The sequence below is a fragment of the Haloarcula sp. CBA1127 genome (genome assembly GCF_001485575.1).
In the GTDB taxonomy this organism is placed as follows: domain Archaea; phylum Halobacteriota; class Halobacteria; order Halobacteriales; family Haloarculaceae; genus Haloarcula.
In genome coordinates this window covers 1,325,571-1,340,247 of record NZ_BCNB01000006.1, presented here as the reverse complement: position 1 = coordinate 1,340,247, position 14,677 = coordinate 1,325,571, and the positions used below count along the sequence as shown (strand labels likewise).

17 protein-coding genes are annotated in these 14,677 nt (G+C 66.3%); 14 read left to right on the top strand and 3 right to left on the bottom strand.

Annotated features, from left to right (window positions below; genetic code table 11):
• The first annotated feature begins 7 nt into the window (after window positions 1-7).
• The 8 genes from AV059_RS11395 to AV059_RS11360 all read left to right on the top strand — a co-directional run bounded on the left by AV059_RS11395 (window position 8) and on the right by AV059_RS11360 (window position 8,462).
• Window positions 8-469: a hypothetical protein gene (locus AV059_RS11395; protein WP_058994518.1), complete on the top strand. Its 462-nt coding sequence runs from the start codon at window positions 8-10 to the stop codon at window positions 467-469.
• The gene (locus AV059_RS11390; RefSeq protein WP_058994517.1) at window positions 450-845 is read left to right on the top strand and encodes a hypothetical protein; all 396 of its coding nucleotides are present in this window, start codon (window positions 450-452) and stop codon (window positions 843-845) included. Before AV059_RS11395 ends, AV059_RS11390 begins: the two co-directional genes overlap by 20 nt.
• 8 nt (window positions 846-853) lie before the next feature.
• On the top strand, window positions 854-1,714 hold the full coding sequence (locus AV059_RS11385) for a hypothetical protein (protein ID WP_058994516.1): 861 nt from the start codon (window positions 854-856) through the stop codon (window positions 1,712-1,714).
• Window positions 1,702-4,704 (top strand): hypothetical protein, encoded by a 3,003-nt coding sequence (locus AV059_RS11380; RefSeq protein ID WP_058994515.1) that lies wholly within the window; start codon window positions 1,702-1,704, stop codon window positions 4,702-4,704. The genes AV059_RS11385 and AV059_RS11380 overlap by 13 nt, the downstream gene beginning before the upstream one ends.
• Before the next feature lie 50 nt (window positions 4,705-4,754).
• A complete protein-coding gene (locus tag AV059_RS11375) occupies window positions 4,755-5,183 on the top strand; it encodes a DUF5791 family protein (RefSeq protein WP_058994514.1) in 429 nt (142 codons plus the stop codon).
• Entirely contained in the window at window positions 5,180-6,070 is an 891-nt protein-coding gene (locus AV059_RS11370) for an SDR family oxidoreductase (RefSeq protein ID WP_058994513.1), read from the top strand. Before AV059_RS11375 ends, AV059_RS11370 begins: the two co-directional genes overlap by 4 nt.
• Window positions 6,071-6,119: 49 nt before the next feature.
• Window positions 6,120-7,304 carry a bifunctional oligoribonuclease/PAP phosphatase NrnA gene (locus AV059_RS11365; RefSeq protein ID WP_058994512.1) on the top strand — a complete coding sequence of 395 codons (1,185 nt, stop codon included), beginning with the start codon at window positions 6,120-6,122 and terminating at the stop codon, window positions 7,302-7,304.
• A 72-nt stretch (window positions 7,305-7,376) separates the two neighbouring features.
• Window positions 7,377-8,462 (top strand): aldo/keto reductase, encoded by a 1,086-nt coding sequence (locus AV059_RS11360; protein WP_058994511.1) that lies wholly within the window; start codon window positions 7,377-7,379, stop codon window positions 8,460-8,462.
• On the opposite strand, the gene AV059_RS22405 is transcribed toward AV059_RS11360, so the two are convergent.
• Window positions 8,463-8,633, bottom strand: coding sequence for an HVO_0758 family zinc finger protein (locus AV059_RS22405; protein ID WP_004517187.1), 171 nt, complete (start codon window positions 8,631-8,633; stop codon window positions 8,463-8,465).
• A gap of 119 nt (window positions 8,634-8,752) precedes the next feature.
• Here AV059_RS22405 and AV059_RS11355 point away from each other — a divergent pair, with 119 nt between their 5' ends.
• The 5 genes from AV059_RS11355 (at window position 8,753) to AV059_RS11335 (ending at window position 13,063) form a co-directional block, all read left to right on the top strand.
• Window positions 8,753-9,889, top strand: coding sequence for an MFS transporter (locus AV059_RS11355; RefSeq protein ID WP_058994510.1), 1,137 nt, complete (start codon window positions 8,753-8,755; stop codon window positions 9,887-9,889).
• Between the two features lie 32 nt (window positions 9,890-9,921).
• Entirely contained in the window at window positions 9,922-10,392 is a 471-nt protein-coding gene (locus AV059_RS11350) for a hypothetical protein (protein WP_058994509.1), read from the top strand.
• Window positions 10,393-10,483: 91 nt separating this feature from the next.
• Window positions 10,484-11,104: a CoA pyrophosphatase gene (locus tag AV059_RS11345; RefSeq protein ID WP_058994508.1), complete on the top strand. Its 621-nt coding sequence runs from the start codon at window positions 10,484-10,486 to the stop codon at window positions 11,102-11,104.
• 69 nt (window positions 11,105-11,173) lie between these two features.
• The gene (locus tag AV059_RS11340; protein ID WP_058997583.1) at window positions 11,174-11,959 is read left to right on the top strand and encodes a hypothetical protein; all 786 of its coding nucleotides are present in this window, start codon (window positions 11,174-11,176) and stop codon (window positions 11,957-11,959) included.
• A complete protein-coding gene (locus AV059_RS11335) occupies window positions 11,960-13,063 on the top strand; it encodes an FAD-binding oxidoreductase (RefSeq protein ID WP_058994507.1) in 1,104 nt (367 codons plus the stop codon). It abuts the gene before it with no gap.
• 30 nt (window positions 13,064-13,093) lie between these two features.
• Here AV059_RS11335 and AV059_RS11330 read toward each other — a convergent pair whose 3' ends face one another.
• Window positions 13,094-13,618, bottom strand: coding sequence for an Hsp20/alpha crystallin family protein (locus AV059_RS11330; RefSeq protein ID WP_079990759.1), 525 nt, complete (start codon window positions 13,616-13,618; stop codon window positions 13,094-13,096).
• Window positions 13,615-13,773 (bottom strand): hypothetical protein, encoded by a 159-nt coding sequence (locus AV059_RS22400; RefSeq protein ID WP_004517194.1) that lies wholly within the window; start codon window positions 13,771-13,773, stop codon window positions 13,615-13,617. Before AV059_RS22400 ends, AV059_RS11330 begins: the two co-directional genes overlap by 4 nt.
• A gap of 104 nt (window positions 13,774-13,877) precedes the next feature.
• Here AV059_RS22400 and AV059_RS11325 point away from each other — a divergent pair, with 104 nt between their 5' ends.
• Entirely contained in the window at window positions 13,878-14,675 is a 798-nt protein-coding gene (locus tag AV059_RS11325; RefSeq protein WP_058994505.1) for a DUF429 domain-containing protein, read from the top strand.
• The last annotated feature ends 2 nt before the right edge of the window (window positions 14,676-14,677 follow it).

Below are 14,677 nucleotides of genomic sequence, written 5' to 3'. Positions count from 1 at the left end.
CCGTTCCATGTTCGAGACGCACGTCGATACGCTGTATCTCTGGGTCGGTCTGGGAACAGTGAGCGTGGCCGTTCTTGGGGTCGTCACCGGCCTCCCGACGACCGCACCGCCGGACGCGACGGCGACAGCCGCAACTATCGATGAAGTCACGACTAGCCCGCCCGGGTCCGTCACACATCGACGACTCATCGCTACGGAGTGGGCGTTCGACGGCCGTGAAGTCCGTCTTCGTAACGACGGTGGGACAGCCGCCGCACGACTGATTCGAACGGCTGTCCCAGCGCGAACCGACCAGTTACGGGCTGTGGTGAACGGGGAGCAGCCGCAGGCGGTGTACGATTCGCCCGACGCGTTCCGTCGGGACACCCGCCGGGCTCGGACCGCAGACGACGGGTGGCGACCGGCTCCAGACCGGCTGACCGTCAGGCACGTCGCCTGGGGAGGGACCGATGTCACCATCGTCGGATAGAGGGACGACCGAACCCGTCGCCGCGCTCGTTGCCGTTTTCGCCGTCACGCTTGGCGTATCGCTGTATGCCGGCGTGCTGGACGATGCGTTCGGAACGGTGGACGACGACCGCAATATCGCCACGCCGACCGCCGATGCTGTGGAACAACGACTCTCGTCGACCGGTGTCGTTCAGCCCGACGGACTCGACAACGCGCTCAATGCAGTGCCGGCGAACTACCACGGGAACGCGACCATCACGGCGACGACCGGCGAGCGATGGAGCGGTGGCCGGGAGCCACCGAGCAACGCCAACACCGAAACCAGAACGGTGAGCGTGCAGGTCGGCCCGGGGGCAGTCCGTCGCGGAACGCTCACCGTGCGGGTGTGGCGATGAACAGGGCGATGAGTGCCGTCGCCGACGTAACGGTGTTTCTCCTGCTCGTCGGTGCGGCCGCGGGGACTCTCGTGAGCGGTGTCGGGGTCGAGAAGCCGGCGGCGACCACAAACCCTGCGGCCGAGCAAGCGTCGACGCTGGCGACGAGCACCGCGAGCGTCGAGTACGATTTGCTCGTCCCACCGTCAGAGCATCGCAGGCCACCCGACCACGCCACGCGACGGCAGCGGACGAGTCACGGGACCGTTGCGGAACTGCTCGGTGAGGCAGCGATGAGCGGCGTCACCGTGGACGGCGAGCGGGTATCGAGCGCCGGCACAGACTTCGAGTCCCGAGTCGCTGCAGCGACGCGTGACAGACTCCACAGCCGCGGGCATCGAACGTCCGTCCGGGTCTCCTGGACACCGTATCCCAGTGCGCCAGTCAGCGGCGAGTACCGCGTCGGCGACCGGCCCCCTGACAGCATGGACGTTCGAGCGGCCACGGTGACGGTCCCGAGCGGGATGGAGAACGTCTCGGAACCGGCCCGGGAAGCGGCGAAGACTGGTGGTTACGACGGTGTGGCGACGGTCGTGGCCCGGAGTGTTGTCGACGGCCTGTTCCCGCCGACACAGTCGCGGTACGCCCTCCGCGGCGATTACCCCGCAGACGTGCTGATGGCCACGCGGTACGAGCGCATGGCCAATCTGACAGGGACGAACGTTGCCGTTAAGCGACAGACGACGGTCAAGATGAACCGCGACCTGACCGCGGCGCTCGCCACGCGGCTTCGGACCGATATGCAGTCGCGGTACGATTCGCCAGCGGACGCCGCCCGCGCCGTTCGAGTGAGCCGTGTCCGCGTGACTGTCAGGACGTGGTCACCGTGAGAGACGATACTCGCGGCCGCGTCCCCTTCGCGTTGCTCGGCGTCCTCCTGCTGGTGAGCAGTCTCACGCTGGCCCCGACGTTCGTCACCGAACCGGCTCCGAGCGAGACGGCGGTCGAACGGGCGCTGAATCAGGCCACGGCAGAGGCGCAGGTCGCCGTTCGGGACGGCGTCTCGACGGCTAGCCAGCAGGCAGCGGCGAACCCAGTCGTTACGCCAGCCGACACACCCGCTGGTCGGGTCCTGAACGACTCGACGGCGTTTCGGGACGCGCTCAGAATCCGCACCTATCTCCGGGTCGCGGACCGACTGGAGCGCGTCTCCGGCCGAAGCGGTGACGTGACTGTGACCGCCAGCCTGCCAGCGGTTTCTAACGCGAGCGACCTCCGGACGGCGAAACACCGTGTCTCGGTCGAACGCGCCGGGCCGAACAAAACCGCGATGCGGGCGACGGTTGAGGATGTCGTCCTGACGGTTCGGCGCAACGGCGCAGTGGTTTCGACGCGGCACGTTTCGCCGACCGTCGTCGTCTCAACGCAGGCGCTCATGCTCCACGATCAGGTGTCGACCTACCAGACGCGTCTGAACAACGGCCTGGGCAGGCCGGGGCTGAGCCGGCGGATGACTGCCCGGCTGTACCCGATGGCGTGGGCGAGAGGGTATGCGCAGTATGGCGGCGCTGGCATCGAAAACGTCGTCGCAAACCGGCACGTCTCGCTGGCGGCGAACGGCGCACTACTCGGCGTCCAGCGGTCGACCTTCGGCCGGAGCGACCCGGCCGGTCGCCGTGCGCTGAAAGAGGCAACAGCGGTAACCGGGGTCGAGGACATCATTCGGGGCAGCAGGGGAACCGCTGTCTCTAGCGACGTGCTCGACCAAGCCCAGTACAAGCCAATCAGTGAGACGCCGCCGCGTCCGAAGTCCACAACGGGTCCAAGCTCGACCGATTCGATGACCATTGGCGTCAACGAGACGGCCGACACCGCGTTCCGGTCCGTCACCAAGCCGTCAGCGCTCAACGAGACGCTCGAAGACGCATACACGGTCGAGGTAGCGCTGGAAACCGACAAGCATCGACTGGGCGGAGGGCCGCCGGGGACGCCGCCGTCGCCGGGCACCGGCTGGACACTGGTCGCCGACCGGACGACCACCGCTACGGAGGCGGTTGGGAACGCCAGCGGTCGCGTCGCAACGCCGGACGGCTGGCATACCCTGGAGACGTTCAGCCGGACTGTCGAGCGCCAGTACACGCGGACCGCCGTCTGGCAGAACGGGTCGGTGCGTCGGCACACAACGACGTCAAGCACCGTGCGCTATCGCGTGACTGTCGCCGTCGTCGGCCGCCATCACGGCCGTTCACCGGCACCGAACCGATCGATTCGGACCGCACACGACGCCAGCGCAAGCCCGTTGAACGGGTCGAACTTCGCCGATGTGGAGCCGAAAGCGATGGACACGCTCGTCGGCCACGCCGGGGGTCGGGACGGAGTGGCCGAGCGAGTCGTCGACGACAGCCTGGGTCGGACGGAGGCGACGGTGACGGCCGACCGACCGCCAGCACTGCACGACTGGGTGTATCGGGACCTGATGGACCTACGGGCGTCAGTCCGCAACACGACCGTCACCGTCGAGCGCGGACGTGTCGGGACCTTCGAGACGAATCCCCCACAGGAACTCCGGGAACGGGTCGCACAACGTCGTGCCACCCTTGCGGCCGTGCCGGACACCTACGACAGCGCGGCACAGAAGGCACGCGTCGCGGCCCGGCTGACCTATCTGAATGGGGTGTCGGCGGAGTTAGATAGGCAGGCCTCGGCTCGGGACAGTAACCGGAAGCAAGTCGACGCACAGCTAGCGGAACGCACCGACGGGTCGTTGCGTGACCTCCGGAAAGGACTAACCGCTCGCGAGACGACCGTTCCGCGGTCACGCCCGGTGCCAGTCGGTCCGGCCGGCCCCGTCAGAACGCGGGTCGATACACAGACGCCGTATCTGACGCTGGCCGAGCTAGACGAGAGCCGATATCGCGCCCTCGATGGACGAGAGTACCCGCTGGTAGCGCGGAACGTGAACGTGTTCACGGTCCCCTACGGCGACGCCGCCGACGCCGTCGTTGGCGGTGCGTTCGAGAGTGCTGACAGGGTACGCCTCGCAACGGCAGCGAACGCACTCGCGGCCGCGAACGAGACCCTCGAAGCGGAGTCAAACGCCACGCTCGCTTCAGAACGCGACGCACTCCAGCGGGAGGTTGCGGCGGCCAACACGGAAATGACGACGACGCTCTGGCTGGCAGTCTCCCAGCACACTGAGGCTGAACAGGACGAGAGTAAGGCTATTGTCACTGAAGCGATGTCGCCGTGGGAAACATCAGCGGCCCGAGCACTGGCCCTGACCAACGGTTCCGCTCAGGAACGGGTCGCCCGCGTCGCCGGGAACCGGCTGAACCTCACGCGGGTCGAACGCGACCGCCTCCGCCTGCGACTGCTCTCAGTCGATACACCGGCGACCAGACCGACGCTGGGGTCGACGAACGGGACGGCCTCGGCGGTGCGGTCCGTTGCGAAAGACGAACTGAGCAGCGCCCTGGCGAATGCCGGCGAACAGAAGGTCCAGCAGCTCGCGAAGAAGCGACTCGGGACGGACAGGCTCCCGGCGGGCCTCCCGCTGGCACCGCCAGTTACCCCCTGGTACGCGACGGCGAACATCTGGTGGGTGACTGTCGAGGGCGAGTACGCACGGTTCGCCGTCGCTGCGAGTCACGGCCCACCGAGCGAGCCCGGCGCACAGACCACCTATGCGCGTGACGGGCACAACGTCACGCTCGACGTCGACGACGACGGAACACGCGAGCGATTGGGCACCGCCGACCGCGTCTCGTTCCGAGCCGAGACGGGCGTTGTCGTCGTGGTGCCACCCAAACCGCGTGGAGTTGGTGACAAGGGCGGCAACGCTGTGGAGGAATCGAGTGGATGGCCGGACGCAGGCTCCTGAACCCGGGCCGCATAACCGAAGTAAAATACCCCGGGGCCATACCGATGCCCATGCTTCGAGGCGAGTTTCCGGACGCGGACGAGCAGTCCCCCGAAGAGTTACTGGCGGCCTACAGCACCGTGCTGGCCGAGACAGTTGAGACCGTCGGCGTCGAGGAAATCGTCGCCGAGACCGGTCTCGACCATGCGACAGTGGCAGCGTTCGCCGACGGCGATATTGCCGACCGGACGCTTGATGAAGCGGTCGCTGTGCTTGCGACTGGGCCGAACCGGCCGGACGCCGACGCACTGCAGGCCGAAGCGCAGGATATCCTCCTGATGGGGATGACAACGGCTGTAATGGACGTTGAATCCCTCGCCTCCGGCATCGACGACGAACTGGAGCCAAAAGAGATTCAGCAGAAAATCGAGGGCAGACATCCGGTGACGCTGGCCGAGTACGCCCTCCTGCACAGCTACATCGAGGGGGAAAAGCGGTGACGGAGCGCGTCGCCATTCTGGGCTGTGGCTACGTCGGCCTCGAACTCGGGCGGCAGTTGCACGACGACTACGAGGTTGTGGGCGTTCGCCGGTCCGATGGCGGCATCGCGGCTATCGAGGACGCTGGCTTCGAGGCGGTCCAGGCTGACGTAACCGACCCCGAGTCGCTGTCGGCGGTGCCGGACGCCGACTGGCTCGTCTTTGCCGCAAGCTCCGGCGGGCGGGGAGCCAAGGCCGCCCGCGAGGTGTACGTCGAGGGACTCCGGACGGCTATCGACCACTTCTGGTCGCGGGCGGACCCGCCCGAACGATTGGTATATACTTCCAGTACCGGTGTCTACGGCGACCACGACGGCGCGTGGGTCGACGAGGAGACGCCGCTGGACCCACAGACCGAGAAGACCGAAGTGCTGGCCGAAGCGGAACGGGTCGCCCGCGAGCGTCCTGTGGAACACGGCGGCCACGGTACAGTCGCCCGCTTCGCCGGCCTGTACGGCCCGGACCGCTACCGACTGGAGCGGTATCTGGAGGGGCCGGTGACGGCCGGCTACCTGAACATGGTCCACCGGGCCGACGCGGCCGGGGCCGTGCGCCACCTGTTGACTGCAGACCACCGCGAGGAAGTCGTGCTGGTCGTCGACGATGAACCCGTCGAGAAGTGGGCCTTTGCCGACTGGCTGGCCGAACAGTGTGACGCCTCGTTCCCGCCGAAACAGACGACCGAAGAACGACTCGCCGACGATAGCCTCTCAGAGACCGCAAAGCGCCGTATTCAGACGAGCAAGCGATGCTCGAACGACCGGCTTCGGGAACTGGGCTACGAATTCGAGTACCCGACGTTCCGGGAGGGGTACCGCGACGCCATCCGAGAATACCAGCAAAATTAGCTGCATCAGGGGCGAACTTTATTACTGATAGGCTGGCGAAGGGCGTGGTATGACACGCGTTGCCGCCGGCGGACTCCAGGTCGACGCCGCCGCGGCGTTCGCTAGCGAAAATCCCCTGCTGATCGCTGGTGTCGCTGTGGCCCTCCTCGTCCTTCTCGGTGCCGGCGTCTGGCTGCGTCGGTATCTCAGCCGAACGCCTGGTGAACGACTGCGTCGGACGCTGACCGACTACGACCGTATTTCGGTGTTGATGCACCCGAACCCGGACCCGGACGCGATGGCCTCTGCCCTGGCTGTCAACCAGCTCGTCGCCGGCACCGATACGTCAGCGTCCCTGCTGTACCCCGGAGAGATACGCCGCCCGGAGAACCGGGCCTTCCAGACGGTGCTGGACCTTGATTTCGACCACATCGAAACTGTCGAGGACATTGACAGGGAGGCGGTCGTCCTCGTCGACCACAACACGGCACGCGGCTTCCCCGGGGCCGAGGAGGTCGAACCGGTCGCCGTCATCGACCATCATCCCGGCAACGGCAGCGGCGACGAGTTCACCGACGTTCGGTCCGACTACGGGGCCTGTGCGACCATCTTCGCGAGCTACTTCAATCAGTTAGAATTCGAGTTCAGCGACACACAGGGGACCGGGAGTATCGATATCGACGCAGCACCGGCAGAGACCGTCCCCTGTGCGCTGGCAACAGGACTGATGTACGGTATCCAGTCCGACACCCGGTCGCTGACAAACGGGTGTAAGTCCGAGGACTTCGCGGCTGCTGCGTTCCTCTACGATGGGATGGACAGCGACCTCCTCAACCGCATTGCGAACCCCCAGGTTGACGCCGAAGTGCTCGACGTGAAATCCCGGGCCATCGGGAGCCGAGAGGTGCGAGCGCCCTACGCGTTCAGCGACGTGGGCGAGGTGTCAAACACGGATGCGATTCCACAGGCGGCGGACGAGCTGGAGACGTTAGAGGGCGTCTCAGCGGTCGTCATTGTCGGCGAGAAGGAGGGAACCATGCGCATCGCCGGGCGCTCTCGGGACGACCGCGTCCACATCGGCCGGGCGATAGAGGCTGTCGTCGACGACATCCCGATGGCCGAAGGCGGCGGTCACGCGCGGATGGGCGGCGGAAAAGTCCCGGTCGAGCACATGGCCGGCCTCGGCCCCAGCGACGGTGTCTCCCGTGACGACTTCCGCGAACGGGTGTTCGATGCGATGAGCGGCGAACTGTAACAGGCGACCTGTGCGCGGTCGCCGACCGGGCTGAATCTCTGCCCTTTTGTTACTACCCGACCAACAGCCGGTATGGCCACACGGGAGGCGACCTGGGCGTACCGGGACGACCACGACGAGTTCGCACGTACGTTCTACCGACGGTTCGGCGACGGCGTCGTCTCCAGCATCGGCATCGGCACGTACCTCGGCGACCCGACCGACGAGCGGGACGCGAGCTACCACGACGCCATCGTCACGGCGCTCGAATCCGGCATCAACGTCGTCGATACGGCGATAAACTACCGGAATCAGCGCTCCGAGCGCGTCGTCGGCGATGCCGTCGCGGACGCCGACGTGGACCGTAATGCAATCGCTGTTGCAACAAAAGGAGGGTTCATCCCATTTGATGGGGAGCGCCCGGCTGACCCCGGCGCGTTCGTCCGGTCGGAGTACCTCGACACCGGCATCGTCGACCGCGACGACCTTGTTGCCGGCCAGCACTGCATCGCGCCCGCCTACATCGACGATCAGGTCGACCGGTCGCTGACGAATCTTGGACTGGATACCATCGACCTCTACTACGTCCACAATCCGGAGACGCAACTGAAAGCGAACTCCCGCGAGGCGGTGTACGACCAGCTAGAGGCGACCTTCGAGCAATTGGAGGAACGAGCAGCGGCTGGCGACATCAAGCACTACGGCGTCGCGACGTGGGAGGCGTTCCGCGTAGCCGCCAACCACGACAGCCACCTCTCGCTTCCGGGAATCGTTGAGCGCGCACGCGCTGCCGCAGAGACGGTCGGGAACGCGGCGACACATCTCCGCGCGATTCAGTTGCCGTTCAACGTCGCGATGGCCGACGCGTTCACGGTCGAGTCTCACGACGGCGCGGAGGGGCCACAGTCGGCACTGTGGTTCGCACACGAGGCCGGGCTAGACGTGTTCACCAGCGCATCAATCATGCAGGGACAGCTAGCCGCGGAACTCCCGGACGATGTAGCGGCGAAGCTCTCGGGTGAAACGAGCGCACAGCGCGCGATTAACTTCGCACGCAGTGCGCCGGGCGTGACCTGCTCGCTGGTCGGCACGGGGTCGGTCGAACACGCCCGAGAGAACGTCGCTGCGGGCCGATACGAGCCGCTCGGTGCTGACGCGTTCGACGCCGTCTTCGAGTAGCTAGCTGAGTTCCTTCCACTTGCCGTCGCACTCGGGGCAGACGCGCACTTTCCCGACCTCGTCCGGGTCGTTCTCCGTCGCAAGCGGCTCGTCACAGCTGGTACAGGAGAGCCGTCCGTAATTGTCCTTCTCGACATCGCCGGCCCGGAGGGCCTTCCTCACTGAGTCCATACCTGCCAGTGTGCTACCCGCGTGTAAAAACCCCGTGGCGGCGTTCCGGAACGTTGTTCAGGTTTTCCGATGTATCGCCAGTCGTGTCACGTCGCCGCATCTTTGGCTCACTGCTTGGGATGGTGTTCTGTATCAACCTCGGCAGAGTCGTCTTTGCACCGCTCATTGAGCCGATTCGGGCGACAACGGGTGCCTCCGATGCGACACTCGGACTGCTCGCAACGATGGCCTGGGCCGGGAGCGCCCTCCCACGGCTTCCCACCGGCGTCCTGCTGACCCGGATATCGCGGGCGAAGGTCATCTTCGGCTCCGGGGTCGTGTTGACGCTTGGAACGACGTTCACCGCGTTCGCGTTCGACCCGACGTTGTTGCTCGTCGGCGCGTTCACCATGGGGCTTGCAAGCGGCGTCTACCTGACCGCGGCGAACACGCTGGTCAGCGAGCTGTTCCCGGAGCGGCCCGGCCGCGCACTCGGGCAACACGGCGTCGCCGCCCAGCTCGCCGCCGTCGGCGCGCCGGCGCTAATATCCTTCGTGCTCGTCGTCGGGACATGGCGAACCGCGCTGCAAGGGATAGCTGTCGCCGCGGGAGTGGTAACCGTCGCGTTCACGCTCATTGCGAGACGCGCCCAGCTTCCAGACGCCGGGAGCAAAGACCGCGACCTCCTCGGCGCAGCGCGTGCCCAGTGGCACATCATTGTCACCAGCGTCGCTACCATCGGCGTCGCCGGACTGGTCTGGAACGGGTTGTTCAATTTCTACGTCACCTACGCCACGAGCGTCGGCCTCACACCCGGACGGGGACGGACGCTGCTGTTGCTCGCGTTCGGCGCCGGCGTGCCGGCCTTCTACGTCAGCGGCCGTCTGGCCGACCGGCTCCCGTCGATTCCGTACCTCTTGACGATGCTTGCGGCCTTTACCGGCTGTGTGCTGGTGTTGCCGTCGCTGACCGGATTCTGGTCGCTGGCCGCGTTTAGCGTCGTCGTCGGCTACGTCATCCACAGCATCTTTCCGGCGGTGGACGCGTACCTGCTGGGCTCGCTCCCGGACCGCCACCGCGCGAGCGCTTACGCCACCTATGGCGCGGGGATGATGGTAATGCAGGCCCCCGGGAGTGCACTTGTCGGACGGCTGCTAGGCGCCGGCGTCACGTTTCCGACCCTGCTTCGCGGCATGGGGATTGCGTTGCTTGTCATCCTCGTCGCGATGGTGTCGTTGCATCTTGACGGCCGGCTGCCAAGCGCAGCCCGAGCCTAAAGGCTGAAGCCACTCGGTGCCGCGTCACCTGTATGGACCTGCAACCGGACGAGCTGGCTGGCGTCGTCGACCTCTTCGGCTCGCTCACCAGCGCGGAGCTCGTCGATGCCTGTGGCGAACTCGCCTTCAAGCAGGGTGTCGACGCCGACCCGGACGCGGTCGCCACGGCTATCGACGACGCTATCGACTCGTATCATCTCGTCGCTGTCGACGACCACGCCGCAGACACCGACGAGACACTGCTGGTCGTCGGCCCAGTCGCGTTCCCGGCCCTGCCCGACGGCGCGGCTGATCTCCCCCACATCATGGACGTGCCGGCCCGCGACCTCGCACGCGACGCCGTCGTTGAAGCCGTCAAGGCTCGCTTCCGAGAGGATGCGGTGATGGCCGTCAAAAACAGCGACGAGGGCCGCGTCAAGACACTGCTTGACGTGAGCTACGACATCGAAGCCTGGGAGAGCGTGGCGATGGACGGCCTCCGGGACCGTCTGGACGACGTGTGAGCGCAGCGCTTCAAAATTCTAAACGATTAAATCGGTTAGTTTGTGGGAGTGAGCCACCCGAATTAAGACAGTCCATCACCTATCACAAGCTATGCAGTTTGACCGGGTCGCGGCCCACGAGCCAGTCGTCGTGGACGACGAGCCACAGGAGGCGGCCGTCATCGCTCCGGTCGTCACGCGGCCTGCGGGCGAGGCGATACTGTTCACGAAACGCGCTGACCACCTGTCGGACCACCCCGGGCAGATGTCGTTCCCCGGCGGCGGCCGCGAACCTGAAGATGATGATTTGCTTCGGACTGCCCTTCGGGAAGCAAACGAAGAGATCGGGCTTGACCCGCTGGCAGTCAACGTCGTCGGCCGGCTGGACGATATCCGGACTATCACTCGCTACTCCGTGCGCCCGTTCGTCGGGCGGATTCCGGACCGCGACTATCTGCCCTCAGACGAAGAAGTCGCCGAGATAGTCACCCTTCCGGTGTCGGAACTGACTGATCTGGACAACTACGAGTCAGAGCACCGCGACCACCCCCACTACGGCGAGATTCGGCTCCACTTCTTCTACGTCGACGGCTACACTGTCTGGGGTGCGACGGCGCGGATGCTCGTCCAGTTACTTGAACTCGCGACCGACTGGCGGATGCCGCCCGAACCGGACCGATACATGGAGCCGGACGACGATTTGCCGCCGAGCGTGCGCGACGAAGCTGAGTAACACAGAGCGGCTGGAGCGGGGCCGAGAGCGACAGGATTTTGCGACCCGGTGTCGTTCATGACGTACTGGATGACCACGCTTACCGGTGCGACATTGGCGGCCGCCGGCATCGACGCGGTGGCGCTCAAGCCGACAGAAGTGGACGTGTCGCAGGCGACAGCCCTCGATGTTGAGACGCTCGCAATCGATTACGAGGGAGCGGCCCACGTCCCGGAGACGGACGTTATCGAACAGCTGGCGTCGACCACTGACGTGCGTGTTACCGCGCCAGTTCGGGCCGACGGCTTCGACCCGCTGGGCGATGACAGCGGGTTCGACACGCTGCCGGCAGATGCGGGACGCGTGCTGGTCGCCGGCCACAGCGCGTATCTCTCGGAGGGTGAGGGTGAACGGGCCGTCGCACCGCGATTACGGGCGGCTGTCGACGACGCCAGCGACCCCTGGGTCGGCACCGAGGGCATCGAACGCCTCGCGCTGGCGGTCGGGGGCACGCAGTACGAACTCCTCTCACGGACGACCGCCCGCGACGTTCGGACGCTCCGGACAGCAGGCTTCGACGGTTCGGTTGCCGTTTACGCCCCGCTGGTACTCTCGGACAGCGAAGACGCGATGCTCGACGCCGTCGGCGACTACACGGCCCGGCGCGGCCCGGTTCGGAACGCACTGCCCGACGGCGCGCCGACGGACAGCCGAGCGACGGGGCGAGCCAGAGACGTACTCAAACAGGCTATCCGCGACTACGCGCTCGTCGGCCCCGTCGAGACAGTCGCCGACCGAACCGAGCGACTCCACGACATCGGTGTCGACACGGTTGTCGGCTACCCGGCGCGTGGACTCGACCCGTTCCTCTCGTAAATGACGGTTGCCGTCGTCGGCGGCGGGGCCGTCGGCCTGTCGACCGCGTTGGCGTTGGCTCGCTGCAACGCGTCTGTGACAGTCTTCGAACGCGACACCCTCGGGAGCGGCGCGAGCGGCCGGGCGGCCGGTCTCTGTTACGACGCGTTCGCTGACGACGTGGACGCCGCCGTCGCCGCGGATGCGCTCGCCCGCTACCGTGATATGGACCTGTTCGAACCACAGCCCTACGTCTGGGTCGCGCGCAACGAGAGCGACGCCACGGCCGTCCGCGAGCAGATCACGCAGATGCAGAACAACGGCGTCGGGGTCGAGGCGCTCACGCCGGCGGCACTCGGCGACCGCTACCCCGCACTCGATACCAGCGGCATCGAGGTGGCCGGCCTCGCCCGAGACGCCGGCGTACTCGACCCGAACGAGGTGGTGGCGACACTCGCCGAAACAGCCCGCGAAGCGGGTGCAACCATCGAGACGGGCACCCCGGTCTCGCTCGCGTCGCCGACGACCGTCGAAACAGCGGACGAGACCCGGGCGTTCGACGCGATGGTCGTCGCGGCTGGCCCGCAAACGAAGCCACTCGTCGCCGATGTCGGCATCTCGCTCGCGCTGAAAGCCTACCGGGCGCAGGCCATCGTGACCGAACCGGTCGATGCCACGCTGCCGTCGTTCTACGACGCGACGCGGGAGTTCTACTGGCGTCCGAAGGGCAACGCACTACTTGTCGGTGACGGCGCACACGAGACTGACCCGACGGACTGGAATCCGGACGCGGATGCTGAGTTTATCACTCGGAGCCTCGACCGCGTCGAGCAAGCGACTGCGCTCAGCCCGGCGTGTGACCGAGCTTGGGCCGGCCTGTGTACGGCGACGCCGGACGGCGCGCCACTGGCCGGGCAGGTCGCTGACGGACTCTGGGTGGCGACTGGCTGGCAAGGCCACGGACTCATGCGCGCGCCGGCGATGGGCAACTATCTCGCCGCGGCCGTTCTCGATCGCCCGAACCCACTCTCGGAACACTTGCCCGACCGCGTCGACCCGACACGGTTCGATGGCTCGGAGGAATTCGCCGCGCTGGACGACCCGACGCGTGACTGGGCGGAATGAATACGCTGTGAGAAGGAGTAGACAGAAGGATCAGGCGTCGTCGTCTTCGCCTTCGTCGGCTGATTCGGTCACGTCTTTGACATCGGCCGTGTCGCTATCTGTATCCGCTTCGGTCCCCGCGTCGGTCCCGCTGTCGTCGGTTGCAACGCCAACATCCGTTGCCTCGTCTTCGTCGTGGTCCGTGTCGGCTTTCGGAACGCGAACGTGGAGCGTCCCGTTGCTCTTGAGCGTGGCCTGTGCCGTCTCCGGGTCGACAGCGGCGTCGCTCGGCAGGGTGACGCTCCCGTCGAGCGCGAGCCCGCGCCCAGGATAGCGCATCTCGAAGCCCTCGTAGAAATCGCGGAAGCGGTCGATGCGGACCTCAACACGGTCGTCGACGTACCGGACCTGGATGTCCGACGCCGTCGTGCCGGGGGCATCGAAGACGACGAGGTAGGAGTCGTCCGACTCCAGCAGGTCCGAGGCCAGCGGCTTGTTCTCCTGAACCCGGCCGGCTGCCCGGCCGATGTTCTCGAATATCGCATCGCTGATCGAGGAGCCGATGTCCCGCATCATAGTTCCACTTCGTCGAGACAGTCCGTTCCGCCACAGTACGGGCAGGAGAACGCCGCGAGTTCGACATCGTCCGGCATATCGTACGTGTAGTGCATCTCGAACATGTCGAGTTCGCAGCTGTCGTCCGTGCAGACGACCTCCATAGTGGCTGGCATAGTATTTCGTTGGTCCGTCGGGGACAAACCCCTTACGGACGGGGCCGGGGTTACCCCGTCTTGCCAGTCCCAACATTGATGCCGCCACCAGCGTACTCAGGTGTATGAGTGAACGCGTCCTCGGGGTGGATTTCAGCGGCGCAGCAAGCGCTGGCGACGCGCTCTGGGTTACCGAGGCGATACCGACAGACGGCGGGCTAACGATTCAACGGTGCTATCGCGGGACCGACGAGTGGGGCCGGGACCGCGAGGCGGCCCACGCCGGCCTCCTCGACCGCATTACCGACGACGATGTCGGCACGGTCGGGCTGGATTTCCCGTTCAGTCTGCCACAGGCGCTACTTGACGCGCAGTGTGGCGGGACCTGGTCGGGCTTCGTCGACTGGCTTGCGAGCGGCAGCGGCCCGACCGACCCGGGATCGCTTTCGGAGGCCTGTCGGCACACCGCCGAGATGGCGACCGGCAGCCGTGACCTGCGCCGGGAGACGGATTTCCGACGCGGCGCACTGTGTCCCTACACGAACCGAACCCGTAGCATGACCTTCTACGGCGTTCGGGACGTGCTCGGGAAACTGCGGGACGACGAGGCAACAGCCGTCGTACCGATGGAGGGCTGGGACGCCGACACGCTCGTCGCTGAGGTGTACCCCGCTGCGACGTTCGGCTGGCTGGGCTGCTACCGCGAGGGGTACAAGAACGTCGACAACCCCCGGCAGCGCCGGGAGGCAAACATCGCAGCGGTCGAGGCCTGTAGCGTCACCGTTGATGAACATCGCGACACATATCTCGGGAACCACGACGCGCTGGACTCGCTGGCCGCCGTCGTCTCCGCGAGCCGGCTGGCCGACGGAGCAAGACCGCTCACCTCGGGTCCCGAAAGTGAAGGCTGTATCTACGTTTGACG

What these genes read in the sequence shown, in the direction of transcription:
- AV059_RS11395 (WP_058994518.1), top strand. Translation starts at nt 8, where the DNA reads ATGTTCGAGACGCACGTCGATACGCTGTATCTCTGGGTCGGTCTGGGA.
- AV059_RS11360 (WP_058994511.1), top strand. Translation starts at nt 7,377, where the DNA reads ATGGCCACACGGGAGGCGACCTGGGCGTACCGGGACGACCACGACGAG.
- AV059_RS11330 (WP_079990759.1), bottom strand. Translation starts at nt 13,618, where the DNA reads ATGATGCGGGACATCGGCTCCTCGATCAGCGATGCGATATTCGAGAAC.
- AV059_RS22405 (WP_004517187.1), bottom strand. Translation starts at nt 8,633, where the DNA reads ATGGACTCAGTGAGGAAGGCCCTCCGGGCCGGCGATGTCGAGAAGGAC.
- AV059_RS11340 (WP_058997583.1), top strand. Translation starts at nt 11,174, where the DNA reads ATGACCACGCTTACCGGTGCGACATTGGCGGCCGCCGGCATCGACGCG.
- AV059_RS11345 (WP_058994508.1), top strand. Translation starts at nt 10,484, where the DNA reads ATGCAGTTTGACCGGGTCGCGGCCCACGAGCCAGTCGTCGTGGACGAC.
- AV059_RS11350 (WP_058994509.1), top strand. Translation starts at nt 9,922, where the DNA reads ATGGACCTGCAACCGGACGAGCTGGCTGGCGTCGTCGACCTCTTCGGC.
- AV059_RS11335 (WP_058994507.1), top strand. Translation starts at nt 11,960, where the DNA reads ATGACGGTTGCCGTCGTCGGCGGCGGGGCCGTCGGCCTGTCGACCGCG.
- AV059_RS11385 (WP_058994516.1), top strand. Translation starts at nt 854, where the DNA reads ATGAGTGCCGTCGCCGACGTAACGGTGTTTCTCCTGCTCGTCGGTGCG.
- AV059_RS11325 (WP_058994505.1), top strand. Translation starts at nt 13,878, where the DNA reads ATGAGTGAACGCGTCCTCGGGGTGGATTTCAGCGGCGCAGCAAGCGCT.
- AV059_RS11365 (WP_058994512.1), top strand. Translation starts at nt 6,120, where the DNA reads ATGACACGCGTTGCCGCCGGCGGACTCCAGGTCGACGCCGCCGCGGCG.
- AV059_RS11375 (WP_058994514.1), top strand. Translation starts at nt 4,755, where the DNA reads ATGCTTCGAGGCGAGTTTCCGGACGCGGACGAGCAGTCCCCCGAAGAG.
- AV059_RS22400 (WP_004517194.1), bottom strand. Translation starts at nt 13,773, where the DNA reads ATGCCAGCCACTATGGAGGTCGTCTGCACGGACGACAGCTGCGAACTC.
- AV059_RS11390 (WP_058994517.1), top strand. Translation starts at nt 450, where the DNA reads ATGTCACCATCGTCGGATAGAGGGACGACCGAACCCGTCGCCGCGCTC.
- AV059_RS11355 (WP_058994510.1), top strand. Translation starts at nt 8,753, where the DNA reads ATGGTGTTCTGTATCAACCTCGGCAGAGTCGTCTTTGCACCGCTCATT.